The organism is Carnobacterium mobile DSM 4848 (assembly GCF_000744825.1).
Lineage (GTDB): Bacteria > Bacillota > Bacilli > Lactobacillales > Carnobacteriaceae > Carnobacterium_A > Carnobacterium_A mobile.
On the sequence record NZ_JQMR01000001.1, the window covers coordinates 1,488,883 to 1,511,520 of the forward strand.

The 22,638-nt window shown below is 33.2% G+C and carries 28 protein-coding genes and 1 pseudogene; 14 read left to right on the forward strand and 15 right to left on the reverse strand.

The window, feature by feature from the left end; all coding sequences use genetic code 11:
- Positions 1-71: 71 nt before the first annotated feature.
- Positions 72-1,094, reverse strand: a complete 1,023-nt coding sequence (locus tag BR87_RS07030; RefSeq protein WP_051929715.1) for a tRNA dihydrouridine synthase — start codon at positions 1,092-1,094, stop codon at positions 72-74.
- Between the two features lie 295 nt (positions 1,095-1,389).
- Positions 1,390-1,719 (reverse strand): hypothetical protein, encoded by a 330-nt coding sequence (locus tag BR87_RS07035; RefSeq protein ID WP_035030333.1) that lies wholly within the window; start codon positions 1,717-1,719, stop codon positions 1,390-1,392.
- Between the two features lie 399 nt (positions 1,720-2,118).
- Between BR87_RS07035 and BR87_RS07040 the strand changes: the two genes are divergently transcribed.
- From BR87_RS07040 to BR87_RS07065, 5 genes are all read left to right on the forward strand, one after another.
- Entirely contained in the window at positions 2,119-2,526 is a 408-nt protein-coding gene (locus tag BR87_RS07040) for a cytidine deaminase (RefSeq protein WP_035030336.1), read from the forward strand.
- A gap of 80 nt (positions 2,527-2,606) precedes the next feature.
- On the forward strand, positions 2,607-2,921 hold the full coding sequence (locus BR87_RS07045; protein ID WP_035030339.1) for a hypothetical protein: 315 nt from the start codon (positions 2,607-2,609) through the stop codon (positions 2,919-2,921).
- Positions 2,922-3,003: 82 nt separating this feature from the next.
- Complete coding sequence (locus tag BR87_RS07050) at positions 3,004-3,183, forward strand: hypothetical protein (RefSeq protein ID WP_035030342.1); 180 nt, start codon at positions 3,004-3,006, stop codon at positions 3,181-3,183.
- Positions 3,184-3,456: 273 nt separating this feature from the next.
- Positions 3,457-4,755, forward strand: a complete 1,299-nt coding sequence (guaD, locus tag BR87_RS07060) for a guanine deaminase (RefSeq protein WP_035030348.1) — start codon at positions 3,457-3,459, stop codon at positions 4,753-4,755.
- Positions 4,756-4,774: 19 nt separating this feature from the next.
- Positions 4,775-6,094: a uracil-xanthine permease family protein gene (locus BR87_RS07065; RefSeq protein ID WP_035030350.1), complete on the forward strand. Its 1,320-nt coding sequence runs from the start codon at positions 4,775-4,777 to the stop codon at positions 6,092-6,094.
- Positions 6,095-6,687: 593 nt separating this feature from the next.
- On the opposite strand, the gene BR87_RS07080 is transcribed toward BR87_RS07065, so the two are convergent.
- Entirely contained in the window at positions 6,688-6,987 is a 300-nt protein-coding gene (locus BR87_RS07080; RefSeq protein WP_035030359.1) for a TIGR04104 family putative zinc finger protein, read from the reverse strand.
- A 233-nt stretch (positions 6,988-7,220) separates the two neighbouring features.
- On the reverse strand, positions 7,221-7,538 hold the full coding sequence (locus BR87_RS07085) for a hypothetical protein (RefSeq protein WP_035030362.1): 318 nt from the start codon (positions 7,536-7,538) through the stop codon (positions 7,221-7,223).
- Positions 7,539-7,801: 263 nt separating this feature from the next.
- Here BR87_RS07085 and BR87_RS07090 point away from each other — a divergent pair, with 263 nt between their 5' ends.
- The gene (locus BR87_RS07090; protein WP_244877041.1) at positions 7,802-8,257 is read left to right on the forward strand and encodes a GNAT family N-acetyltransferase; all 456 of its coding nucleotides are present in this window, start codon (positions 7,802-7,804) and stop codon (positions 8,255-8,257) included.
- Positions 8,258-8,361: 104 nt separating this feature from the next.
- Here BR87_RS07090 and BR87_RS07095 read toward each other — a convergent pair whose 3' ends face one another.
- Entirely contained in the window at positions 8,362-8,871 is a 510-nt protein-coding gene (locus tag BR87_RS07095) for a GNAT family N-acetyltransferase (protein WP_342341581.1), read from the reverse strand.
- Positions 8,872-9,068: 197 nt separating this feature from the next.
- Here BR87_RS07095 and BR87_RS07100 point away from each other — a divergent pair, with 197 nt between their 5' ends.
- Positions 9,069-9,635, forward strand: coding sequence for a GNAT family N-acetyltransferase (locus BR87_RS07100; RefSeq protein WP_051929717.1), 567 nt, complete (start codon positions 9,069-9,071; stop codon positions 9,633-9,635).
- Between the two features lie 151 nt (positions 9,636-9,786).
- On the opposite strand, the gene BR87_RS07105 is transcribed toward BR87_RS07100, so the two are convergent.
- Positions 9,787-10,278 carry a hypothetical protein gene (locus tag BR87_RS07105; protein WP_211249975.1) on the reverse strand — a complete coding sequence of 164 codons (492 nt, stop codon included), beginning with the start codon at positions 10,276-10,278 and terminating at the stop codon, positions 9,787-9,789.
- A gap of 270 nt (positions 10,279-10,548) precedes the next feature.
- On the opposite strand from BR87_RS07105, the gene BR87_RS07110 reads away from it, so the two are divergent.
- A complete protein-coding gene (locus BR87_RS07110; protein ID WP_051929719.1) occupies positions 10,549-10,791 on the forward strand; it encodes an AbrB/MazE/SpoVT family DNA-binding domain-containing protein in 243 nt (80 codons plus the stop codon).
- Positions 10,785-11,123 (forward strand): type II toxin-antitoxin system PemK/MazF family toxin, encoded by a 339-nt coding sequence (locus tag BR87_RS07115; protein ID WP_035030368.1) that lies wholly within the window; start codon positions 10,785-10,787, stop codon positions 11,121-11,123. The genes BR87_RS07110 and BR87_RS07115 overlap by 7 nt, the downstream gene beginning before the upstream one ends.
- A gap of 484 nt (positions 11,124-11,607) precedes the next feature.
- Here BR87_RS07115 and BR87_RS07120 read toward each other — a convergent pair whose 3' ends face one another.
- The 7 genes from BR87_RS07120 to BR87_RS12625 form a co-directional block, all read right to left on the reverse strand.
- On the reverse strand, positions 11,608-12,411 hold the full coding sequence (locus tag BR87_RS07120) for a GNAT family N-acetyltransferase (RefSeq protein WP_084683582.1): 804 nt from the start codon (positions 12,409-12,411) through the stop codon (positions 11,608-11,610).
- A gap of 248 nt (positions 12,412-12,659) precedes the next feature.
- Positions 12,660-13,040: a histidine phosphatase family protein gene (locus BR87_RS13665; protein WP_084683583.1), complete on the reverse strand. Its 381-nt coding sequence runs from the start codon at positions 13,038-13,040 to the stop codon at positions 12,660-12,662.
- Positions 13,041-14,187: 1,147 nt separating this feature from the next.
- Positions 14,188-14,547 (reverse strand): hypothetical protein, encoded by a 360-nt coding sequence (locus BR87_RS07140; protein WP_035030378.1) that lies wholly within the window; start codon positions 14,545-14,547, stop codon positions 14,188-14,190.
- Positions 14,548-14,835: 288 nt separating this feature from the next.
- Positions 14,836-15,366: a hypothetical protein gene (locus BR87_RS07145; RefSeq protein WP_035030383.1), complete on the reverse strand. Its 531-nt coding sequence runs from the start codon at positions 15,364-15,366 to the stop codon at positions 14,836-14,838.
- Positions 15,367-15,555: 189 nt separating this feature from the next.
- Complete coding sequence (locus BR87_RS12620) at positions 15,556-16,278, reverse strand: transposase (protein WP_051929721.1); 723 nt, start codon at positions 16,276-16,278, stop codon at positions 15,556-15,558.
- A gap of 12 nt (positions 16,279-16,290) precedes the next feature.
- The gene (locus BR87_RS13490) at positions 16,291-16,413 is read right to left on the reverse strand and encodes a hypothetical protein (protein WP_280511798.1); all 123 of its coding nucleotides are present in this window, start codon (positions 16,411-16,413) and stop codon (positions 16,291-16,293) included.
- Positions 16,414-16,449: 36 nt separating this feature from the next.
- On the reverse strand, positions 16,450-16,689 hold the full coding sequence (locus tag BR87_RS12625; RefSeq protein ID WP_156959091.1) for a hypothetical protein: 240 nt from the start codon (positions 16,687-16,689) through the stop codon (positions 16,450-16,452).
- 815 nt (positions 16,690-17,504) lie between these two features.
- On the opposite strand from BR87_RS12625, the gene BR87_RS12640 reads away from it, so the two are divergent.
- Both BR87_RS12640 and BR87_RS07160 read left to right on the forward strand, forming a co-directional pair.
- Entirely contained in the window at positions 17,505-17,822 is a 318-nt protein-coding gene (locus BR87_RS12640) for a hypothetical protein (protein ID WP_156959092.1), read from the forward strand.
- Positions 17,823-18,087: 265 nt separating this feature from the next.
- Positions 18,088-18,504 (forward strand): annotated as a pseudogene (locus tag BR87_RS07160) (NUDIX domain-containing protein); the annotation flags it as partial.
- 478 nt (positions 18,505-18,982) lie between these two features.
- Here the strand turns inward: BR87_RS07160 and BR87_RS07165 are convergent.
- Both BR87_RS07165 and BR87_RS07170 read right to left on the reverse strand, forming a co-directional pair.
- On the reverse strand, positions 18,983-19,570 hold the full coding sequence (locus tag BR87_RS07165) for a hypothetical protein (protein WP_035030387.1): 588 nt from the start codon (positions 19,568-19,570) through the stop codon (positions 18,983-18,985).
- Positions 19,571-19,629: 59 nt separating this feature from the next.
- Positions 19,630-20,058, reverse strand: coding sequence for a hypothetical protein (locus BR87_RS07170; RefSeq protein WP_035030390.1), 429 nt, complete (start codon positions 20,056-20,058; stop codon positions 19,630-19,632).
- Between the two features lie 429 nt (positions 20,059-20,487).
- Between BR87_RS07170 and BR87_RS07175 the strand changes: the two genes are divergently transcribed.
- The 3 genes from BR87_RS07175 to BR87_RS07185 are packed head-to-tail and all read left to right on the forward strand — an operon-like array spanning position 20,488 to position 22,269.
- Positions 20,488-20,853 carry a BlaI/MecI/CopY family transcriptional regulator gene (locus tag BR87_RS07175; RefSeq protein ID WP_280512203.1) on the forward strand — a complete coding sequence of 122 codons (366 nt, stop codon included), beginning with the start codon at positions 20,488-20,490 and terminating at the stop codon, positions 20,851-20,853.
- A gap of 3 nt (positions 20,854-20,856) precedes the next feature.
- Positions 20,857-21,990 (forward strand): M56 family metallopeptidase, encoded by a 1,134-nt coding sequence (locus BR87_RS07180; RefSeq protein WP_035030396.1) that lies wholly within the window; start codon positions 20,857-20,859, stop codon positions 21,988-21,990.
- 51 nt (positions 21,991-22,041) lie between these two features.
- A complete protein-coding gene (locus BR87_RS07185; RefSeq protein WP_156959093.1) occupies positions 22,042-22,269 on the forward strand; it encodes a hypothetical protein in 228 nt (75 codons plus the stop codon).
- Positions 22,270-22,638 lie beyond the last annotated feature (369 nt).

The following is a 22,638-nucleotide window of genomic DNA, read 5'->3' on the forward strand; positions in this document are numbered from 1 at the left end:
AACTTGAGCGGAGCATAAATACAATATTCTATTTCTTTAAAAACACTCTTTCAGTATCAGTAAACTCTACCTCAGATTCTGCCTTCAGAGTTAAACTCAAAGGCATCAGAAGCCAGATTTGTTTCATGATCATCTTCATATACAAAGTTATCAAGCAAAGTCCGCACTTCATCGGTCGACTCAGTATCCATCAATTGGTTTCTTAATTCACTTGCACCACGAAAACCACGAACATAAATTTTGAAAAAACGGCGTAATGGTCTGAACGGACGCGGCTCCAATTCTTTTGAATATTTGTCATGGAGATCAAGCTGCAGTCTTAAAAGACCAAGCAATTCTTCACTGCTGTGTTCTTTCGGCTCTTTTTCAAAAGCATATGGATTTTTAAAAATACCCCGTCCAATCATTACTCCGTCCACACCATATTGTTCAACAAGTTTCATTCCAGTTTGCCGATCAGGAATGTCTCCATTAATCGTCAAAAGGGTGTCTGGAGCTATTTCATCACGAAGTTTCTTGATTTCTGGAATCATTTCCCAATGAGCATCGACTTTACTCATTTCTTTTCTGGTACGCAAGTGAATGGAAAGATTAGCGACGTCTTGCTTCAATAAGTGTGTTATCCACTCATACCACTCGTCTAAGCTGCTGTAACCTAATCTAGTTTTCACACTTACAGGCAATCCGCCTGCTTTGGCTGCTTCTATAAGATCAGCTGCAACTTCTGAACGAAGGATAAGACCAGATCCCTTTCCTTTTCCAGCTACATTCGGAACTGGACAGCCCATATTGATATCAATCCCGCTAAACCCTTCTTTCGCCATGCCGATACTCATTTCTCTAAAGTGTTCGGGCTGGTCTCCCCATATGTGAGCGACCATTGGCTGTTCATCTTCTGTAAATGCTAACCGGCCGCGGACACTATTGCGTCCTTCTGGATGACAATAACTTACGGTATTGGTAAATTCGGTAAAGAAGACGTCTGGTTTAGCTGCTTCACTCACTACATGACGAAAAACAACACTAGTCACATCTTCCATTGGTGCCAATATAAAAAATGGCCGCGGCAATTCACGCCAAAAATTTTCTTTCATCTTTAAATTCAATCCTCTCATTACGGGACAGCAGAACAAAAAATAAAAAGCAAAGACAGCTCTGCTTCTTTTACACTTATCCCCTGCTTAAACAATTTTTTATTAAACAATTAGTAAGCTTTGGTTATTATACACTTTCAATCAACAAAAAAAAAGTGCTAAGGATAATCGAATAGAAAAAGAGCTTTAAAACAGTCAGGTTTAAAGCTTTTTTTAACTAGATAGTAAAACCTTTCATTAGAAAAGCAGGTTAACTACTTAAATAAGTTACAGGTAGAGCCCAAAACTTTTGTCGCTAAAATCCATTTTTCTCCACAAAATCACGAATTTCTATAAGTTCTGCAGGTGTAGCGAAACGTTCGCTACTGTATAACTCTTCTAAGTCCTGCTCCGTAATCCCTAATTCTTTTGAAATCTCCTCATTCGATACTCTTTTATCTTTTTGAATGTCTTGGAGATTAGTCATTAGAATAATCGTCTCAATTTCATCATCTGATAACTTGTCTTCTTCTGCTTGATCATAATTAATGATTTCTTTGATTGATTCTAAACCAAGAAATTTCCCCATACCTTCTGCTAGTTGTTTGATTTGACGCATGATAAAGTCTTTTTCTTCTAATGCCATGACAAACTCCTTCTTTCTTAAATAAAATTTTATTTCCACTCATTTATTTGGAGTTGCTTTTACAGAGTACTAACACGCTAATTGAAAAAGTCAATTTTTAAAAACCTCTTTTAAGGTTGGTAACAAACATTTATTCTAATGTTTGTTATCATAAATACCCTTCTCACATAAAAAAATTGTTACCCCTATTTTATCATACATGCAATCGCCTTAAACAGCGGCTTTAAGTTTATTTTAAAGAAACCCAGTTTTAAAAGATTTGTATTTTTAAGTTAGTCTCTTGCTGTTTTAATATACAAGAGAGAAGTTGCTAATCATTTGAATGTAAGTATCGCTTACTTTTAAAAAAGAGGTATGGTATAACTAAACTAACAAATACAACGTTAATGAGGTAAAAAAATGAACATAGAAAATGCTTTATACGAAGCTGCTATTCAATTAATAATAAAACGCTACCCTAAAGGCTGGGGCGGAGCTGCTGCTATGTATACAAAAGACGGGCAAATGTTAACAAGTGTGGCTCCAGATGTCCTTAACGCTTCCACAGAATTGTGCATGGAGACAGGTGCCATTCTAGAAGCACATAAACTAGATACCGCTGTTACGCACAGTATCTGTATCGCTAGAGAGGATGAACATGCTCCTTTTAAAATTCTCACTCCATGTGGAACATGCCAAGAACGATTAGTCTACTGGGGATCAACCGTAAAAGCTGCCGTTACGACTAAAGACAATGGCCTTCTATTTAAAACACTGGAAGAGTTGCAACCCTACCACTGGTTGAGTGCTTACAGCGACAATAAATAAATTTGTTTGTCATACCTTCTTACCATGTTGAGAAATAACATTTTAATGATAGAGTAATTTAACTGAATGGAGGATTTTTTATGGTTAGTTTTCTTACTTTCGGCAGTTTAGGTTTGGGATTGATTGCTTGGATACTAGCAATCGTTAATTTAATCAGGTACAAAAATAACCGCCGTCAACATTGGGCAACTTTTTCCATTTTAAGTGTCGCTGCTTGCGCTGTTGCTCTGTATTTCCCACTGGTTTATAGTTCACATTTGGTAAACATCGGAGATTTATCTGCATTGATGGATACGATTGCCACAATAACGAGTGCAGCTGCTATCCTGCTAATCGTTACGCTTATTTTAAATGGCCTAGCTCTAATTTTGTATCGTAACCATACAAAAAAATAGGTTTTATTTTTATGCTTTGACTCGTTCTATTTTCCCAATAAAAATAACTTTACATAACTAGTTAACAAAGGAGAGAAACTATATGGGTTTTACCGATGGCATTTTTCAACTATACGGATTGATCATTAGTTTATTTTGGTTGGCAATTATCGTATTTGTTGTTTACGTCGTAACGAAGTTTTTAAAATTAACTAAAGAGCGAAATGAACAATTAAATGAAATCAGGAAAGAGTTAAAAAAACAAAACGAATCAAAAAAATGATGATGAATCTGCATCATTCTTATATAAACAGCAGTCGTTAAAATCGATTGCTGTTTTTTTGTATTTTCGCGTTGAATAGTCCTTCTTTTTTTGCTTCTCGTTCCTTATCTTTTTGTCTGTTAGGCAAGATAACACTACCCAATCACTCTTTCCACCTAAAACACGAACATTAAAAAACAGAATATCGCTATAATTCGTAAACAACATCGACTTATCTCTCGTACATCCTTTATAATAAAAAATGTGTCAATAATACGAACAAAAGTGAGATATATGAAGAATATTGTTAAGGTTTTAAAAGGAACGGGGTTTTCTAGTATTTCTGCACATGAAGTGGAAGTACTAGAAAACTATCTCTACTGTATAGATGATCAAGGAATGATTGCAAAACGTTTGGCTCCATCAGATGCGTTGTATCAGTCTACGCTGCAAGAAGCAAAAAAAGAAGATAAGCTAACCGAATTAGCTGAAGGGCAATACCTCTTACCCGGATTTATCGATTTACATATTCATGCTCCTCAATGGGCTCAAAGCGGAACTGCATTAGATATTCCCTTATACCAGTGGTTGAACACCTATACTTTTCCGCTAGAAGCAAAATTTGAGGACACTGCTTTTGCCGAGAAAGTATATGCTCACTTGGTGGATACTTTATTGGCTAATGGAACGACGACCGGTCTTTATTTCGCGACAGTACATGAAGAGGCTAGCTATAAATTAGCTGAAATTTGTGCTCAAAAAGGCCAACGGGGACTAGTCGGCAAAGTTGTAATGGATGACGTTGAACAGAACCCTGATTATTATCGCGATAAAGATACACAAACGGCCCTAGCTGATACCGAACGATTCATTCAACGTGTCAAAGTCTTGCAAGCTGAAACCTTCCAAGGTGTTTATCCTGTCGTTACTCCTCGATTCGTGCCTAGCTGTACTGACTCAGCTTTAGCCGGCTTGGGGAAATTGACTGAAACTTATGATGTGCACGTGACCAGTCATTGCAGCGAAAGCGATTGGGAACATGGTTACGTTAAAGAACGATTTGGCAAAAATGATGCCCAAGTCTTGAAGGATTTTGGATTATTAAGAGATAAATCTGTTATAGCCCACTGTAACTTCTTAAGCGAATCGGATGCCGTTACTTTTAAAGAAACAGGCACAGCGATTGCTCATTGCCCTATTTCCAATGCTTATTTTGCAAACAGTGTGATTCCGATCAAACAATTTCATGAGCTTGGAGTTGAAGTTGGATTGGGAACCGATCTTTCTGGAGGGTATGATCCAAGTGTCTACTCAGCGATCCGCCAAGCCGTTATCTCCTCTCGTATCACAGCCAATGAAGCTTTTTATTTCGCAACAGCTGGCGGCGGAGAAAGTGTCAGCCTGCCAATCGGACGTCTCGCAGAAAACTTTGCTTTTGATGCTCAAGTGATCGACACAACTGTTTCTCAAGCTTCCATGCCGATTTTTGATAAAACCGAACCGCTAGAAGATATTTTTCAAAAGCTGCTTTACTTAACAAAACGTGAAAATATTGTCTCAATATGGGTACAAGGAAAACAAATTAACGAATAAGAAGGAGATTTGTCTACAAATGGAAACGACTCAAATGAATGTAACAGTGAAAACAGAGGATACTGTAACTTGGAAGCAAAGTCTATTGCTTGGATTGCAACACTTATTGGCCATGGATGTCTATGTTGTACCGCTCATCGTCGCTTTGACTGTCGGCTTCTCTGCTAGTCAATCAGCCATCCTGATTCAATCGACTTTCATCGCTGCCGGTATTGCTACCATTATTCAAACAGGTTTATTGATGAAAATGCCCGTTGCGCAAGGAGCTTCTTTTATTCCAATCGGCGCAATCGCTGGAATTACGTTAGCCAATGGAGGCGGTATGGAAGGCTGGGGTGCAGCAATGGGCGCCAGCTTTTTAGGCGCAGTTGTCGTAACGATCCTAGGCTTTACTGGCTTGTTCCACAAATTCATTGACTCCTTTGTACCATCTATCGTAGGCGGCACGATTATTTTTTGTGTTGGTCTGTCTTTGATGCCAGCTGCGGTGAACGACAATATTTACAACAGTGCTGTCGGATCGATCGGCCAAAATATTTTCTTGGCACTTATAACGGGTGCCATTATGATTGGCTGCTCTATTTTGGGGAATCATTCATCTAAAAGCGGACGCATTTTTCGCGTTACTTCTGTGATCATTGCACTCTTTGCCGGCAGTATTCTGGCTGGTTTTATGGGCATGTTGGATTTAACTCCAGTCGCTGAAGCTAAATGGTTTTCTATGCCGCAGTTCGTCTTTAAAGATTTCACTTTTTCTTTTGATTTTTCCGCCATCGTGACCATGCTGATCATTTATCTCGTTTTAATGGCTGAAACAACCGGTACTTGGTTAGCTGTTAGTAACGTCACTAAAACGCCTCTCAATCAGAATCACATCAATCGCGGAGTTATTGGTGAAGGTTTGGGTTGTATGGCAGCAGCACTTTTCGGAACTACTCCTGTAACGGGTTATTCTTCCAATGCGGGTATCATCACGATTACCGGTATCGCCAGCCGACGAGTCTTTATAGCTGCAGGCGGATTATTCATCGTTTTTGGATTATCAGGCAAATTATCTGCGATCATTTCTTCTATTCCTTCTGCTGTCATTGGCGGAGTATTCGCACTTATCTGCGGAGTCATTGCAATGAGCGGCTTCCAAGTCCTAAAACAAAAGCAGCTTGGTCAAAAAGAAATGTATGTCATCTCGATTCCCATTCTATTGGTAATCGCTTTGACCTTCTTACCAGCTGATTACTTAGGCACTTTGCCAACTATGATTCAATATCTTTTTGGCTCTCCAATCGCAATTGCTTCTTTAACCGCCATTATTTTGAATAAAGCATTGCCAGAAAATTAAATAAAAATATACGAAAATTAAGACCAGGATAAATATCCTGGTCTTTTTTCTATGTATAAAAATATAGGCTATTTATTACTTCTTTAAACATTAAGTAGTGAGGAGCTTATCATTTCATTACTCTTTTAATTATGTTGCCTTTTTAATGCCGAGTAAATTGCTGAAAAAATAATATATAACACCGTAACACCCATGCTGTCTTTGAGATATTCTAATGGATAATAATTCCCATTCATAAGATACTGAACTCCCCCAACAAAGATAAACTTCCATATCAATATAGATAGAAGAACAAAAATCCAACTTTTCTTCATACACTTACCACCCTATCGCTTTAAAACTTCTTCAATATTCGTCAACAATAGCTAAAGTCCTTACTTCTTGTCTTTGTTCACGCTATTTCTAGCGTCTCCATTCTTATAAATGTATAAAGTAACAAGCGCCCCTAGCGCTGATGCTAAAAAGGTTAACAAAATTTCGGCTATACTTTTTCCCTGTAAAATCCGGAATAGACTTATAATAAATCCGAATAACAAAGATTGAGTTCCTATTTTCACGCAGCTCCCTCATTTCTGACTATTAAAATACTCTCTTTAAAACGGCGGCTCTTCTTGATTGGATAATTTAAGAACAAATGGATACAAGCAAATACACAATATGCCGCTTCCTATCATTAATCCCATGATAATTAAAGCCGATATATCCCAAAAAGCATTAAGCAACAAAAAAAGCAAAGGAAGCAGAGAAAATAAAAGACTCCATTTTCTGGTTTTTGAAGAAGTATATTGTTTTTCTCCACAATAGGGGCACTTCATCGCTGGATCTGTAGTGAAAGTTTTTTTGAACGTTTCTTTCCAACTCCATTTATTCTTACAATTTTGACAAGTCGGCATTGGTAGCCCTTCCTTCTATTTTTTTAAAAACAGTATGCTATTCAGCTAAATTATTTATAAACATACCTTTCAAAGCTCGCCCTTTTTGAAATGGTTCATTACTATTATGTATAAAAGGACAGTGAAAGTTTTTAATTCCTATAATTTTAGTATAAAGGAACTCTGCTGCTTTTTAAACAAATCAACTTTTCCAAACAACCGTTAACAACATTTAGTAACAGCAGGATAAGCTGTTACTTTTGTATTTGTTGAAAGTAAACAAGAAAGCTCACTACAGTTAATAGAATTAAAACAGCTAAAGTGATTAAAGATTGGCTGGTTAAAGAACTGGTCTGTTGCTGTTCTGCTTTATAGTGAGGATTAACTCTCTTAATATTATAATCCGTATTTGTGCTCATAAAACTCCCGCTCGGCAAATTAAACAAAAGTAAAATAATATATAGGATACCCGCAAACAAACTTATATGTACATTCCAAATAAAGTGCGCCAGTGAGGCTAAAACAAGTGGAACCATAATTAGTAAAACTAAGTTTATTAGTTTCTTTTTCAAGCTAACTCCCCCTCCATCTTTTAAATGACTAAATATTTTGTATTGAATAGAATCAGTAGTTCTTTAACCAACATTTGTTATTGAGTTTATCATAACATGTATTTTACCGATTCTTTCAGAATGTTCCTATACTCACAACTCTGCATCAGTGAGCCCTTTTTTGTATCAGTAAATACACTTTACTTCTTTAAATAAAATCGGTTTGTTTGAGATAGTTTGTTATAATGAACACTGTATAAAGCAAGAAAAAAGGAGGAAAGATGATGACTTTTGATATTCAACAACTCAGCCAAAACCACGCTGAAGTAATTGCAGAAGAATGGAAATACCCGGGGGTTTACGCATTCTATGATATGACTGCTGATCCAGAAGATTATGAAGAACTCCTTACTCCAAGTTTAAGAAAGAATAATTACTTTCAAGTGATGAAAGATAATCACTTATTTGGTTTTTTTGTTATTGAAAAAGCTTCTGATAGCGATGATATTGTAGATATGGGATTAGGAATAAAACCAGAACTAACTGGGAATGGATTGGGACAGAGTTTTCTACTCGAAATCCTTGACTATATCCGCAAAAATTATTCTGCTAAAACAGTTCGGTTAGGTGTAGCTTCGTTTAATGATCGGGCAAAAAAGTGTATGAAAAAGTCGGCTTCAAGCAAACAAAGATTTATGACCAGACGACAAATGGTAGCGTCTATCCGTTTATTGAAATGAAAAAGGAACTTTAAGCAGTCCTTCTGTCGCATGATGTAAAAAAAGTAGGTTACACAACTCTAAAATTGAAGCAAAAATTACTTTGGAGGTGCTTTTATATAAGCTTACAAAAATAAAACCATTAATTCTTCATCATAATACTGATCCTCATATTTTATAGCCTTTTTTTCAGTTCCATATACTTTAAATCCAAGACTACTGTATAAATGCTTAGCTGATAGATTAGTTGAAACGACTGTTAAACTAATTTGCTCAAGTCCGTCCCAATTTCTCACGAGTTCAATCATTTCTGTCAATAAGCAGTTACCCACGCCTTGTCCACGACTAGCAGCAGAAATATAAAGACCGACAATATGCCCTTTATGCTGCATCTTTATACTAGTCTCACGGATAAATGTAACTATTCCTATCAATACATTACTTTCATCAAACACACCTAGAGAGATTCTTTTTTCTGATGGCACAATTCGTTGTTTAATTTCTTCAATCGAAAATTGCATTTCTCTTTCATAAGTTGATCCAAACGCTTCAGGATTTGTTGTTAATGCAGTAAGTCTCAACACTTGATACATCTCTGCATCCTTTTCATCTAATATCCGGATAAATATATCAATTCCTCCCTTTTATGGTAATAATTAATCTCCATACAGTATAACAAACACGAGATAATTGTAAAAATTCTCTTAATAAAAATATACTTAATAAACATAGATGGGGTCCTTTAAGAAAAGAATCTAGTTCTCACAAGATGCCAGTACACAATCCTAATCAAAGATTATGGATATGATACAATAACTACTGGAGGTGGATCATGGATAGAAAACGATATACGCTTAAGGTAGCTATTCATCCAATAAAGCCAAAAGATTTGGAACTTATTTGGAAAATAGCTTATGGACAGAAAGAAAATACTTGGATGAACTGGAACGGACCTTATTTCAATGATTCGGTTTATGAAAAAGAAGAATTTATTAATAAAGTTGGAAAAAGATGGATTGAAGATGGAACGGCTTGGTGCATTACATACAACAATAAAATTATTGGAACCGTTTCTTATTATTACGGAGATGGAAATTTGAAGAAATGGCTTGAAGTTGGAATTTGTATCTATGATTCGGAGTATTGGAACAAAGGAATCTCTACTATTGCTTTAACTCTTTGGATCAATCATTTATTTGAACATGTAACCGAATTGCCTCATATCGGATTTACTACTTGGTCTGGAAATAAAGGGATGATGCGTGTAGGCGAAAAAGTTGGATTATCTTTAGAAGGAAGAATAAGAAAAGTACGGTATTGGCAAGATCAATATTGGGATTCTATCAAGTATGGAGTCCTTCGTGAAGAATGGAATAGTTTAACAAATAGAAAAAATTAACAGCACTAAGACGTTGATATCACAGGCAGCTGTTTTTTTGAACTTCAAGTGATATCAATGCTCTTATCTTCATACATTCATTTTCTTAAAATCGTGTGTCTAGAAATATACTAAATCCATGTTGGATTTATTTAAAAACCAGACCGCTCAACTAATCATTAATGTAGTTAAAATATTTAATTCCATCTGCACCAATCGTAATATCAAAGGATAGTTTTTGCTGTGAATTAAACGAGATATATTCACCTTCATATTCGCCAAAATCATAGCTGAAATTATTATTTTTAGGATATCCATAGAGATAACAGACGACTTTTCCGTCTTTAACAAATACAATTTGGTTCATATTTTCATTTACAGTTTCACTTATGTTATCCCATTTATATCCAACAACTTTATATATATTTTCTTTTGCAGTGTATGGTGTGAAGCTATAAAGAGTGTCCCATTCAAAGGGAGTCCATTTTGAAAAGTCATTAATAATCGTAGGGCCGCTTATACTATCAATTGAATCTTCTAATTTACTAGCATTTATATCCCATATATCTTTTTTGAATGGGCCAACGATGAAAATTATTGTAACCACTATACCTATTAAAATAGTCCACAAAAGTGCATTCTTTTTTTTCAGAAAAATCCCCATTCTAATATAAATATCCTCGTTACAACGTACCTATATCATAAACTTTATTCTCTTTTAATTCTATACTTGCTATAACTATTAAGTTATTCCCAATACATGAAAGTAGATAGAATCATGTATTGTTTGAAAGAACCTTCAACACTTTTAAACTATTGAAAGTTATTTTTTAGTGAAGATAATTTCTATTATCTTCCTACTTTTAACGAGTCGAAAGTATATACAAAGTAGATACTTTTTGTTATAATGGAGAAAAGAAAGGAAGGGATTCTAATGATTCAACTACCAATTAAACAGTGGGGAAACAGTCATGCAATCCGTTTACCAAAAAGCCTATTAGAAGCATTGGAAGCAGAAAAAGATGATGACTTAAATGTAGAAGTTATTAATCATTCCATTGTATTAACCAAAGCCGAAAAAGAGGTCACGTTTGAAGAACTTTTTAGAGACTACAATAAAGAAACATTCACTACAGAAATACAACCTTTTTCTCCTACGGGAAATGAAAAATGGTAAAACAAGGCGATATTGTTAAGATAAATTTAAATCCTAAACAAGGACATGAACAACAAGGATACAGACCCTATATTTGTTTAAGCTATCATGGTGTCAGTGACTATGCTAATATAGCGGTCTTTGCTCCAATATCAAACACAGAACGCAACTATCCTTTATATGTGCCATTACAGGGTACGAAATCTTCAGGAAAAGTTTTGTTAGATCAATTAGTAACCATTGATTACAATGCAAGAAAATATAGATATGTGGAAACTGTTCCAGAGAAATTGATAGATGAATTATTAGTGAAAGTAAAAGTAATTTTTCAAAAAAATGAAAAGATAAAGTGATTTTGACAGTGAAAAATTAAATTTAGCAATGAAGACTATTAATAATTAATGCTCAAAAGGACCCTATCGCTTAAACAGTAGTAGAGTCTTTTTTGTTATGATTTATACTGAGTACTTAAGAAAATAACAGCATTTTCAATAATATCTTGTTGCGTTGCTTTAATTAGAAATTAGGTTTCTAGACGATCTTTCATTTCTTCGACAAGTACCAAAACAGAGCTATTGATTGGCACGTGGATGTTTTCTGATGTCATGATGTTCACCTCCTGCTCGTTATAGTTAATAACGAGCAGAAAGTGAAAAGTGTTATCTAAGAATAAAATTACACTTACAAGTTTCCATTTGATACATGAAATTGCTTAAAATCGTGTATTAAAAACCTTGCTAGTACAAGCCTTTTATTATTCGCTCTTTTTCATGAAAAATACTATTTATTCTATGTAAACGAATTAATCGATAGGTAGCGTATTACTTTTATTCACTATTATTTATGAGGTTGATAGAGATAATAATCTTGCGAATGTACCACTTTAAATCCTACGGTTTTATACAATCCTAAAGCATGGTCATTTTTTGTTTCAACTTCTAGGTGTACCGAGAAGCCATCTGAAATTTGATCCTTAATGACTTTCTGCAACACTTTTCTACCTATTCCTTTACCTTGATATTCTGGCAAAATAGAAAAGAAAGATATCCAAGTCTGTTTATCTATTCGCTTTAAACGGAGTTTTCCTACTGTTTTTTCATTTATTTCAATCATTAGCATATCGTCAGTCTCCGCTGATAGGGCATCTTCTTTAGACATACCAAAAGCTTCAATAGATAAACGTGTACTTATATCTAAATCTTCCACAGTTGCTTTTCGAAGTGTTAAATCTTCTACTGGTTCTAGGAGACTGTCTTGCCATTCCATTTGGTGCTCCGTAAATTTATAAATAGCACCTTGTTTATTCAAAAAAATTTTTGCGGAGTGTGACTCAGAAGGTGCGTTTAATAAAATTTCTTTATAGCCATTTTGTAGTGCAATTTCTAGCCCTTTTTTAAACAAAGAACTGAATAGCCCTTTTTGTCGTTCATTTGGCATTACCATGCCACACACTTCAACAGTGGATCCAAAAGGATATAGAGCTAAAAACGCAACAAGCTCTCCTTTTTCATATTGAAAAAAATCAAGTTGAGTAGTGTCGCGATTTTCCAACATATCCCAATTAAGTTTTAATTGAAAATTCCCTTGAGTTTCACATTCTTTTTGTAACTTTTTAACATCATGCAATTTTTGTATCGTCAACAAAGTTAACTCCTTTATAATTTTTTAAGTTTGTAAGAAAAACTCATGACAGAGTGCAAAATCAAATAATCACTATATAAGTTTATTATACAATAAAAATAGAAGCTTAATTCTAATAGAACATTTTCTTATGGTCTACATATATAATAATAAAAAGGATAATACACTATTTTACATAGAATCGTGTATCGCAACAAAAATAAGACCACTAACGTTCCTAGTAAAAAGGGGTCTTATTTGAATTAGTTCTACAGAAATAAATCACTATTTAATTCCGTAATTGAAGTATTACTTGTTTTAAAGTTAGTCATTTTATCAAAAGGGGTGTTGGTTAAGTAACATTGGACACACATAATTACAGCGCTATGTGTTACGATTACAACATTTTCAGAATTTTCGTTAATAATCTTATGTATTGAAGCTAAAACACGTTGTAACATATCTTGATAAGATTCCCCTCTTGGAGGTTTAGTATATCGTCGGCTTGTGTACCATTCCTCATACTCTACAGGATATTTTTCTTGGACTTCTGTCCAGGATAAGCCTTTGTTTGTGGCAGAATAAAAGTACAAAACAGGAGGCGCGGATATCACATAGCCATTTAAATCCTCTCCTTTATATGAGACCATTATAAATATTTTAAAAGACTTTTTAAAAACTTATTACTTCTATATTTAAACTCAAAACTGTAAAAAAAGTAATACCTTAAATTATTTGTAATGCTTAAAGTCGTGTATCTTATATTTTAGAACTTTGCAACAGAACCAAAAAACAAGACTCTCTTAAAATCAAGACCGATTTTAGGAGAGTCTTATTTTTTTAAAGCGGATACACATTTAGCTTATGTCACGCCCCTTTTGAATTCTAAACAAACAATCATATATCTTATTACTTATTTTTCTTTATATATAGATGACGTTCATTTATTATATATCCAATGATACCGACCAATATCGCTATAGCAGAAATGATAAGATCATATATAGTTATATCGTGGAAACTAAGGACTGGTGAAACTAGTGTAACGAGACTAAATAAAAATATTCGTTCACTTTTATGAGAATTCGGTTCATATGTCATACTGGTCCATGTTACACTAATTATATTATTACGTAGCAAATACTTCCACAAAATGACTAATATTCCGATTGTTATGGCTATCAAAATTACTGCAGACATACCATAGTACTTAATTTGTTGTATTAGAGAGGATGCTATTAACAAAAGTACATACAGTCCAATCAATCCTACATATCGCTTCTTTCTGTTGCTATTCATTGTTATAACACCTCCATTTTTAAATATAAAATATAATAGATGAATATTATGAAGCCTTCCAGGTAACGCGGTCTAAGTACACATATATAGCTCCTTTTGAAGGGTGTGCTTGTATTGCTGAAATGGCCTCTTTACACCGATTTCTAAATCCATTGAAACCAAGACCAACAAACCCTCCCACAATGCTTCCAGGTATACCTCCTAGTGCTCCACTAAAAATTGCAACTGCATTTCCAACAGTTCCCATATCATAAGATTGATTCAATACTGAAATTAAGTTCTTACCATCAGCTTTGGATGTATACTTTATCTTAATACCAATGTATATAACTGATGAGCTGAATCGTGAGTAAGGATTACGTGTTACTAGTATACAATAAATAGGATTACTTTGGTTATTTTTTGATTAAACTACTCTCATTTCTATTTCGATACATGAAATTAAATTATATCGTAATCCATGATAGTTTTTAATGCTTCTAAAAATAGACAATCAAATCACTTTGAATCTATGATTTTTCGCAAATCATCCAATTGAGAACTAGATAGTTTGCCTACTCTATCTTCTGAGCCTATCTCATTTGTTACGGTCGCTTCATCTTCATCTACCCATATACTAATAGGATGTGTGGATATACCTTCCTTGTAATGACGTATTTGCAATACGATATCTGCATACCCATCTGGCTCGCCTATTTCCTCTGTAAAATTAATCCTATCAAACCAGTTTTCAAATTCTACTATCTTTTCTTCATCTTTTATTTCTTCAGAAAACTTATAGCTTGATTCACTTATTTGACTTCCAACCTGTAATATTTTATCAGGTTGTATAACTTTTGGTAAAATTAGAAATAACAATAATAAAATGCCAGCAGTAAAAAACGCTATTTTCTTTTTGATAAAATCACAACCTTTCTTTTCTCTTGTTCATTTTAAAATTAAGACAAGTGGGATAAATGAAGTTGTATAGAAGTATGTATCTAGAACCTTATTAAAACAAGGTTTTGTTTTTATAAGTCATTTAATATTTTCTGGTTGAATACCAAAATTATTTAAATAATAATCAAAAAAACCATTAACTTTCTTAATAGATTTTAGGTTATAACTCTAATTAGACACTATTAACTAAGTTACATAGATTTCTAATTAACTTGGTAATGATAAACCTATAACGTCAATATCTTGAAATTTATGCAAAAGTTTTAATTCTTTGTCGGCTATATCGTACTCATAAAAATTACAAGGCGATTGCCAATTTACATTTAATTTGACTAAAACAAAATAATCATCCAAAACTTTGAAAATTTGGAATTCCCAAATGTCATGTTCTATTTTTTCTGCTGAATGAAAAATCCCTGTAATTATTTCATCATTATCGACGACATTTCCTGAAGAATCTTTAAGCATAATTTTATTTACCTTATTAAGAACTTTGCCGTTAGAAATATAGGATGAAAAACTAGTTGAATCTGCGTTATATAGCTTAAAATCTTCACTTTTGAAAACATCTGTTTCCTTGCTGCTTCCATTTGAATAAATAGAAACATACTCTATTTCTCCAGTTGTTTCATTTTTTGTTATTAGATTTACTAACAAATCCTTAGATGTTATGTATAAGCTCGATACAATGATAATTATAACTACTACAAATAAAATTAGTTTAAATTTATTTTTCATAATTTCTTATCCCCTCTTACTTGACTATCTTTTATTATATACTAGACAGTCAAAAATTCGCACTGAAATAAACATATTAAAAATAACGGTTTTTTAACTGTTCTGTAATACTTTTATTGTACTCTTGCCTTACAATTTCAGTCTTTCATTCAATTAGCTGTTTGATTTTATACCGTTGCTCATCCTGAATTAAATGCAGTATGTGGATTGCTGCTTTTTCTGAGACTGCCATAAAACCGATTGCCGCAAATAGTGCATGGCTGTTGCTTCAGATGGGATAGTCTCACGTGTCTCACGTAGCGTCCTCAACCAGAGTACCCCCTCACATTCTTTAGAAAATTTTAAGGCAAGAAGTTGAACCAAACCGTGTGCGATAAAAACAAATTGAACAAACCCCTCAATAGCATCAAATGTTTGAACGACTGCTTGTTGTTCAGCTTCTGATGTGAGACTTTCAAGAGGTGGACGATCTATTTTTCGACTATAGCAATTTAGTTCTTTTAAAAATTTTGTGCAGAAATGATAAGAAAAACCCGCGAATGTCTGATTGAATGCTCGAAAAGTCCTTTCAATCTTAAAACGGTAACTATAAAGTGTGATGATTTTCTCAGCTGAAAGGCTGGTGTCCCTGGAGACCAAAATCGATTCGCTCCCATTGTGGATTATTAACATAAAGCGTAGTTCATGATAGAGTCCTTGTCCCCATAAAGCAGTCAAAGTATAGTAAGATACGGATTGTTCTTTTCCATAAATCGTCGCAAGCATCTCACTGAAAACTTCTTTGTGTGTTTTAAAAAGGGTGGTCAATTTTATTTTGACTCCTTTGCATTTTGGACGGCCTCGTTTTTCAGTAGAAATTGGTGGTTTTTTATAGGCAACCGCTGACTTTTTTGCCTTAGTGATCAAGGTCAATAAGCGCCCTTCCTAGATATGGAGCAGGCGTAAAATGTCTCCACTAAGAAAGTAACGATCCAATAGGAGATAAGAAGAACCAATGGTCTCAGCTGCTGCACAAGCTTCTTTGACTAATTGAATAATAGTACTCACTGATTGATGATCAGGATCTTTCCATTGACGGATCTCCTAATCTCCATCTTGAATAGTGCCAATAAGAGGCGTACAAAATAAGTGGGTATTTCCAGTCAGAACACTGATGATCCCAAAATGATGTCCGAAGATATAGCTGGCTTTTGCGCTGTTTTCTGTTTCTTGATACAATTTTTTAACAGCCGGCATTTTTCGTGCTTCTTTCATCACCTTCACTCCATCCCCAACAAGAACGGCTTTGTCATCCATCCGTTTTAATTGACCGGATTGGGCCACAAGATCCATCCAAGTTTGACTGATTTGTTGGAGCCTCCAAGAGGAAGCATGAAAAAAGTGTAGCAATGATCCATATGAAACAGGAGCCAGGAAAAATGAACGTATAAAACTAATGATTCCTAACTGATCGGAACGGACCATGAATCTTATGACCACTATAAGAAACCAGCGAAAAGATGCCGAGCGCTTAAAACAAGAACGAAAAGTCATTCATTTTTCATTTAAAAAAGGCCATATAATAGATTTCAAACGACAAGAAATAGAGTATATTAAACATAGTTTGAGTGTGGTTCTTGTCGTTTGGCTTATCCCCTTTGTTTTTTTACTTGAGAATACACCAAAAAGACGAGAAACACACTTTTTTGTTTTGTTCAGAAAAGAACTTTTGACTGTCTAGTATAGTAATTTTCAATATAAAAAGTTTAAAGTATTGTTTTCATATAAGCAATTTTAAAGTTTAAATTTGTTTATAAAGATATCGTTGACAGCGCTTTCTTATATTGGTATTATTACCTTGTTAAAAAATATACTAGGATGTATTTTATCGTAAAACTTACTCTGTGTATTAAGACAAGGAGAAGAGTATAAGTGTTGAAAAAAAATGGTTCTTTTTCCTATTTTTTCTATTAAGCATATTTATTTCAGGATGTTCTACAAATAACCATAAGATTTATGAAGGAAACGCTTTAAGAATAACGGTAATCGGTGAAATTCCTAAAGTAAAAGAAAAAAACATTTTATTTTCTAAGATAACCTTTGAAGATTTAGCAAACGAAAATTCTTCTATAAATACTGATAGTGACGCTGTATTTGTAATGCCAGAAAATTTATCAGAAGCTTCTGATGACAAGTATATTGAGGTATACAAGCAATTGAATATTCCTGTTTTTTTTATGGGAACTACAAAAGCTCACATACCATTCGTCTTTGAAAATGTTACTTATACTGGTGTACCGGATGTTTCTCCCAAGAGTTACGCAGCTGGATACTTATACCACCCAGAAAATGAATTAGGGGAGACTTGGAGATTTTCTAAGAGCAAAGATAATAAAGAAAATATAACTAAAAGTGATATTGAAAAAATATATAGTGAGATTTTTCAGACAATTAGTTATATAAAGGAAAATTATTGATATTACCCCAGTTTTATTACAAAATGTGTTGATTAATTATATAAGTGATATTCGAGTCTTTGCCTTAGTTTATCTACTCTTTTTTAGCCGATGATAGTAAGATTTTCTTTAATGTTTTATTACTCGTCTTTGATAGTTTCTATACGACAATGAATGAGAAAAAATAATTTAGAACAAAGCGATTAGTCGAGAAAGACTAATCGCTTTGTTTGCATTTTCAGTTAACTACTAAAACAATCGGTTTATGATACATGAAATTGAATAAGGATACCTTACGCCTAAAATTGATGTTCGAGCTTATATTAAAGAAGGTAACAAAATATTGCTCGTAGAAGATTTCCCAACAAAAGAGTGGGCTTTGCCTGGAGGTTATGCAGAAATAGGTTTAACACCTAAAGAAAGCATTATAAAAGAAGTATTTGAAGAAACAGGTCTAATTGTTGACCAGTGTAATTTAATTGCTGTATTCGATACAAATTTACGAAAAGATATCCCGCAACTGTTTCAATATTATAAATTGGTTTTTTCTTGTACTGTCGTTGGCGGAACATTCAAAGAAAATATCGAAACTTCTGCTGTCGGCTTTTTTGATTTAGAAGATTTACCTAAATTATCAAAAAATAGAACGACTAAAGAGCAATTGCTTGAATTGTCTACTAGTACAAGTATTTATTGTGAATAAATTCTCTCAGAAATGAAAGAAATATACATATTTTATTAATTTAAGAACGTAAGGAGTAACTGTGATTAACGATCATTTTGGTTATAACCAAAATGTTGAATGGAGAGTTACATCTTGCTCGTGATATTGAAACCGAAAATAAATCTTTTCTCGGAAAAAAGTTAAATTAAAAAATAAAAAAAACGATTATTACAAATAAAAGCAGACGTTCAACTCATAAGTTCACATAATTGTGATTAAGCAATCGTCATTTTTCAAAAAACTACTAATCAAAATGATTAGTAGTTTTTTTCTATCTATACCCAGTTATTTAGCAAGTTAACAATCGGTTCAACTTAAGTTAATTTGTTTCAATTTTAAACACCCTTGATTAAAAGACATTAACTGTGTAAACATACTATAAAAAGGTTATACTGATTTCATTTTTCTCACTATTACAATTAAGTTAAGTGTTGCTTTTTTATCCACTTCATTTAACCTACTGTTGACTCATCATCTCTTGTAATAGCCCATTGTCATCATTAATATCAAGGGAGTTAATTTGTTCATTCTCCATTTCAACTCTTCCACTTATATTTCTTGTATCGTTCTCATTAGATGCATCAGTATATTCTACGGTTACTTCAAATTGATACCGTTGAGGGTCTTCTTTATCTTGCACAACGCTAATTTTATCAGTCTTTAATTTGTAGTTGGCCTGTTCTGCTTCAACCGAGTAATTAAATCCTACGCCACTTGTATTAAAAAATTTTTCATAACCATAATCAGTAAAATACGCTCCATAATGATCTTCTAGATATTGATCCAATTCAGTGTTGTCATTAGAAGATACAGAAGTTTCGCTTGAATTTTGATTAATAGTCGTAGCGTTATCAGAGTCATATAATTTGGTTAATAAAGTTTCATCAGGTGCATTTAAGGTTTTTTCCAAAACGGTCTTGATAACTTCAATATTCTTATTGTTTTCATTGCTTAAACCTTCGTCAGAATTATTTTCACAGCCAAATAACATAAATATAGCGGTAAAACACACAATGAATAAAAAAGAGTTATGCTTTTTCCTCAAAAATAGTCCTCCTTTCTTATTTTCCGAAAGTATAAGCAGTCAGAGTAACTAATTTTGTTTTAACCCCAAGTTAAGCTTTTAGTAAACTCATCGTTACCTAGTTTCGAGTTTTGAGATAATCCATATGGTGTACGTAGAACAGTATGATTAGCTACAGGACCACTACCGGTGGCATATTTCCCTAAACTACCAGCTCCAAGAATTGGAGAATTTTGACTAATGATTATTAAACCACATTTACTACATCTAAAACAGTAAGCTCTATCCAACAACGTTTTTCCTGTATTGCTATCAATTACTCTTCCAGTAGCATTACCTACCATTTTATGTTTTCCGCCTCCTGGGCAAGCAATGTATTGTGGGACTATTTCTCCAGTAATTTCACTTTCTGCTTGTATCTCTGATGCTTCTACAGACCTCACACTAAGAAAAAATCCAGCACCAACAACAGCAATTCCTAACAATATACTTAATAAGTATTTTTTCATTTTTTACTCCTCCAAAATTATATTTAATATCAATTAAAAGTAGTACACTCGCTTATCAATTCTCCTTAACTTAATAAACGAGCGCAATGGGTTGTATTATTGATTTTAAGGAGTTTTCCTTTTTTATTCGTTTCTTAATTATACAATATGTTTTTTATGATAAATAGATATGATCGTGAATCTACTACACCTCCTTATAGCTAACCTACAGTTAAAATCCTAACTGTCTTTTTAATCCAATATGATAAACCTAAGTTTATAAAATCAATAAATATGCAACCGATTACAAAAACAGTTTATAATTAAATCAGCTTTTTGTCAACATAAAAATACCAATACATTATAAAAATAACGTATTGGTATTTTTAAAGAAATGGAGTAAAATAAAGCAAAAGTATTCTATACTATTTTGGAGGTGCTCATATTAAAATTAAAGGATTTACTAAACGAGAAAAAGAAATTATGGACATTTTTTGGAACTCTGACTTTCCACTTAACGTATCGGACATTGAAAAGGTTAATCCAAGTTTAAGTAAAAATACCATTCAATCCATCGTTCGTAAATTAAATAAAAGAAATATCATTAGTGTCGATAAAATTGACTATAGCGGAACAGTACTTGCACGATACTACAAACCAACTATCTCTCAAGAAGAATACTTGATATCTGAATTATCTAATGATTCTCTTAGTAATTTATTTGCGACTTTCATAGATAAAGAAGCAACTCAAGAAGAATTAAATGAACTTGAACAACTGATTAAAGAAAAAAAGCAACAGACAAAGGATGTCTAAAACATGCATTATTCATTTTCTTCTCTGCTTATCTCATTATCCTTAGTTTCTATTATTGTCCTTCTTATTCAATACTTACTATCTAATAAACAGATATATAAAGTCATTAGAATTGATTTTATTTTGATCTTAACGTTAGTTGTATTATTAAGATTGATTTTCCCCTTGGAAAGTGATTGGACACTAACTTTAAAATCAACAACTGTTTTACCAACGTTATATGAATTTTTCGAAAGAAAAATTCAATTGTTCCATTTTGCTAATCTTACGTATTTCTCTACTCTGATTATGATATGGATACTCGGAAGTGTATTTTTACTTGTCAAATTGATTTTCCGATACTCAAAAATTAATTGTTTTATCTATACAATGGAAGATCAAACAAACTTGTACGCTAGTAAAAGGATTCATGCCTTTAAAAAGCTTGATCAAATGAATGTTAAAATTTACTCAAGTAACAATATTACTACCCCCATGATTTATGGGTTCAAAGAATTTAAACTTCTTTTACCGAATATTGATTTTACTGATGATGAGTTGGAATATATTTTTCTACATGAGGTCCAGCATGCTCAAAATCAAGATATTTTGATTAAATTAGTCTTGGAGATACTGGTAAGTGTCTATTGGTGGTTTTTACCTATTTATATTTTGAGAAAACAGATTCAATTAGTACTTGAAATAAGAGTTGATTCTCAGGTCACAAAGAGCATACGGAAACAGAACTATTTTGATTACCTTGAAAGTTTGATTAGTGTTAACCATGAGCTCGTAAAACAGAAAGCTACAGCAACGTCTTTAGAAAACCAGCTGGCTTCTTTTACCTTTATTGAAACAAATACTTTAAAAAGAAGAATCGAATTTATGATCGAAGGGTATGAAAAACAGTCTACCAAACCAATATTCTTGGTCCTAATATCACTCATTCTCTTAATAGCTTCATCAATTATTTTAGAACCTTATAGAATTGATGAAGTTTCAAAAAATGAAAGCACAGAAATAGTTGATTCTTCTGATACTTATATTCTCAAGAAAAAGACAGGTGAATTTAGACTATTCATTACAAACCAAGACATGGGCGTTATAGATGATGTGAATGACAACTCATTGAATGGGATTCCAATTATTGAAGAATAAGAAAGGAACTTTAGAATGAAAAAACTAGTTTTGCCTATCGTAAGTTTACTAATGTGGTTAATATTTGCAAATATTCAAGTGGATGCTTCCGAATTGCCAAATACTGTTACAACTAATCATAGTGTCGTATCGTATTCTCTATCGGATGACAACAATGGTCATATTACACCATTAGCAAATATCACAGGCTGGCGGTTTAAGAATATTAATGGGCATGCATACAAACGGCTATATGATTATACAGCCCAAAAATGGATTGGAAATTGGATAAAAGTCTAGATACTCAAATAAAAAATATGAGCTGAATCAACCATCCTTTTTCCCAAAAACAAAAAAATATTAACTTGCTTTTTCGGTGGTAGAAAACCTTTATTATAATGGGTTTCTACCACCGATTTTTATTTAAGAAGATAAAAGCATAATATAGTTTTTACTTTTTGACGATTTTAGGCATCTTTTTTAACTATTTTCTACTCTAGACTCAACACCTTAGTGACCTACATAAGGTAAACAAACATTCAGAAAAATTATAAAAAATTTTAATGCTAAAAGTGCTTGTCTTCTCAACATTTCACAAACAAATCATAATTATTCCAGAACTTCAAGAGTGATTTAATACTACATATGGTGTACAATAAATTCGAAACA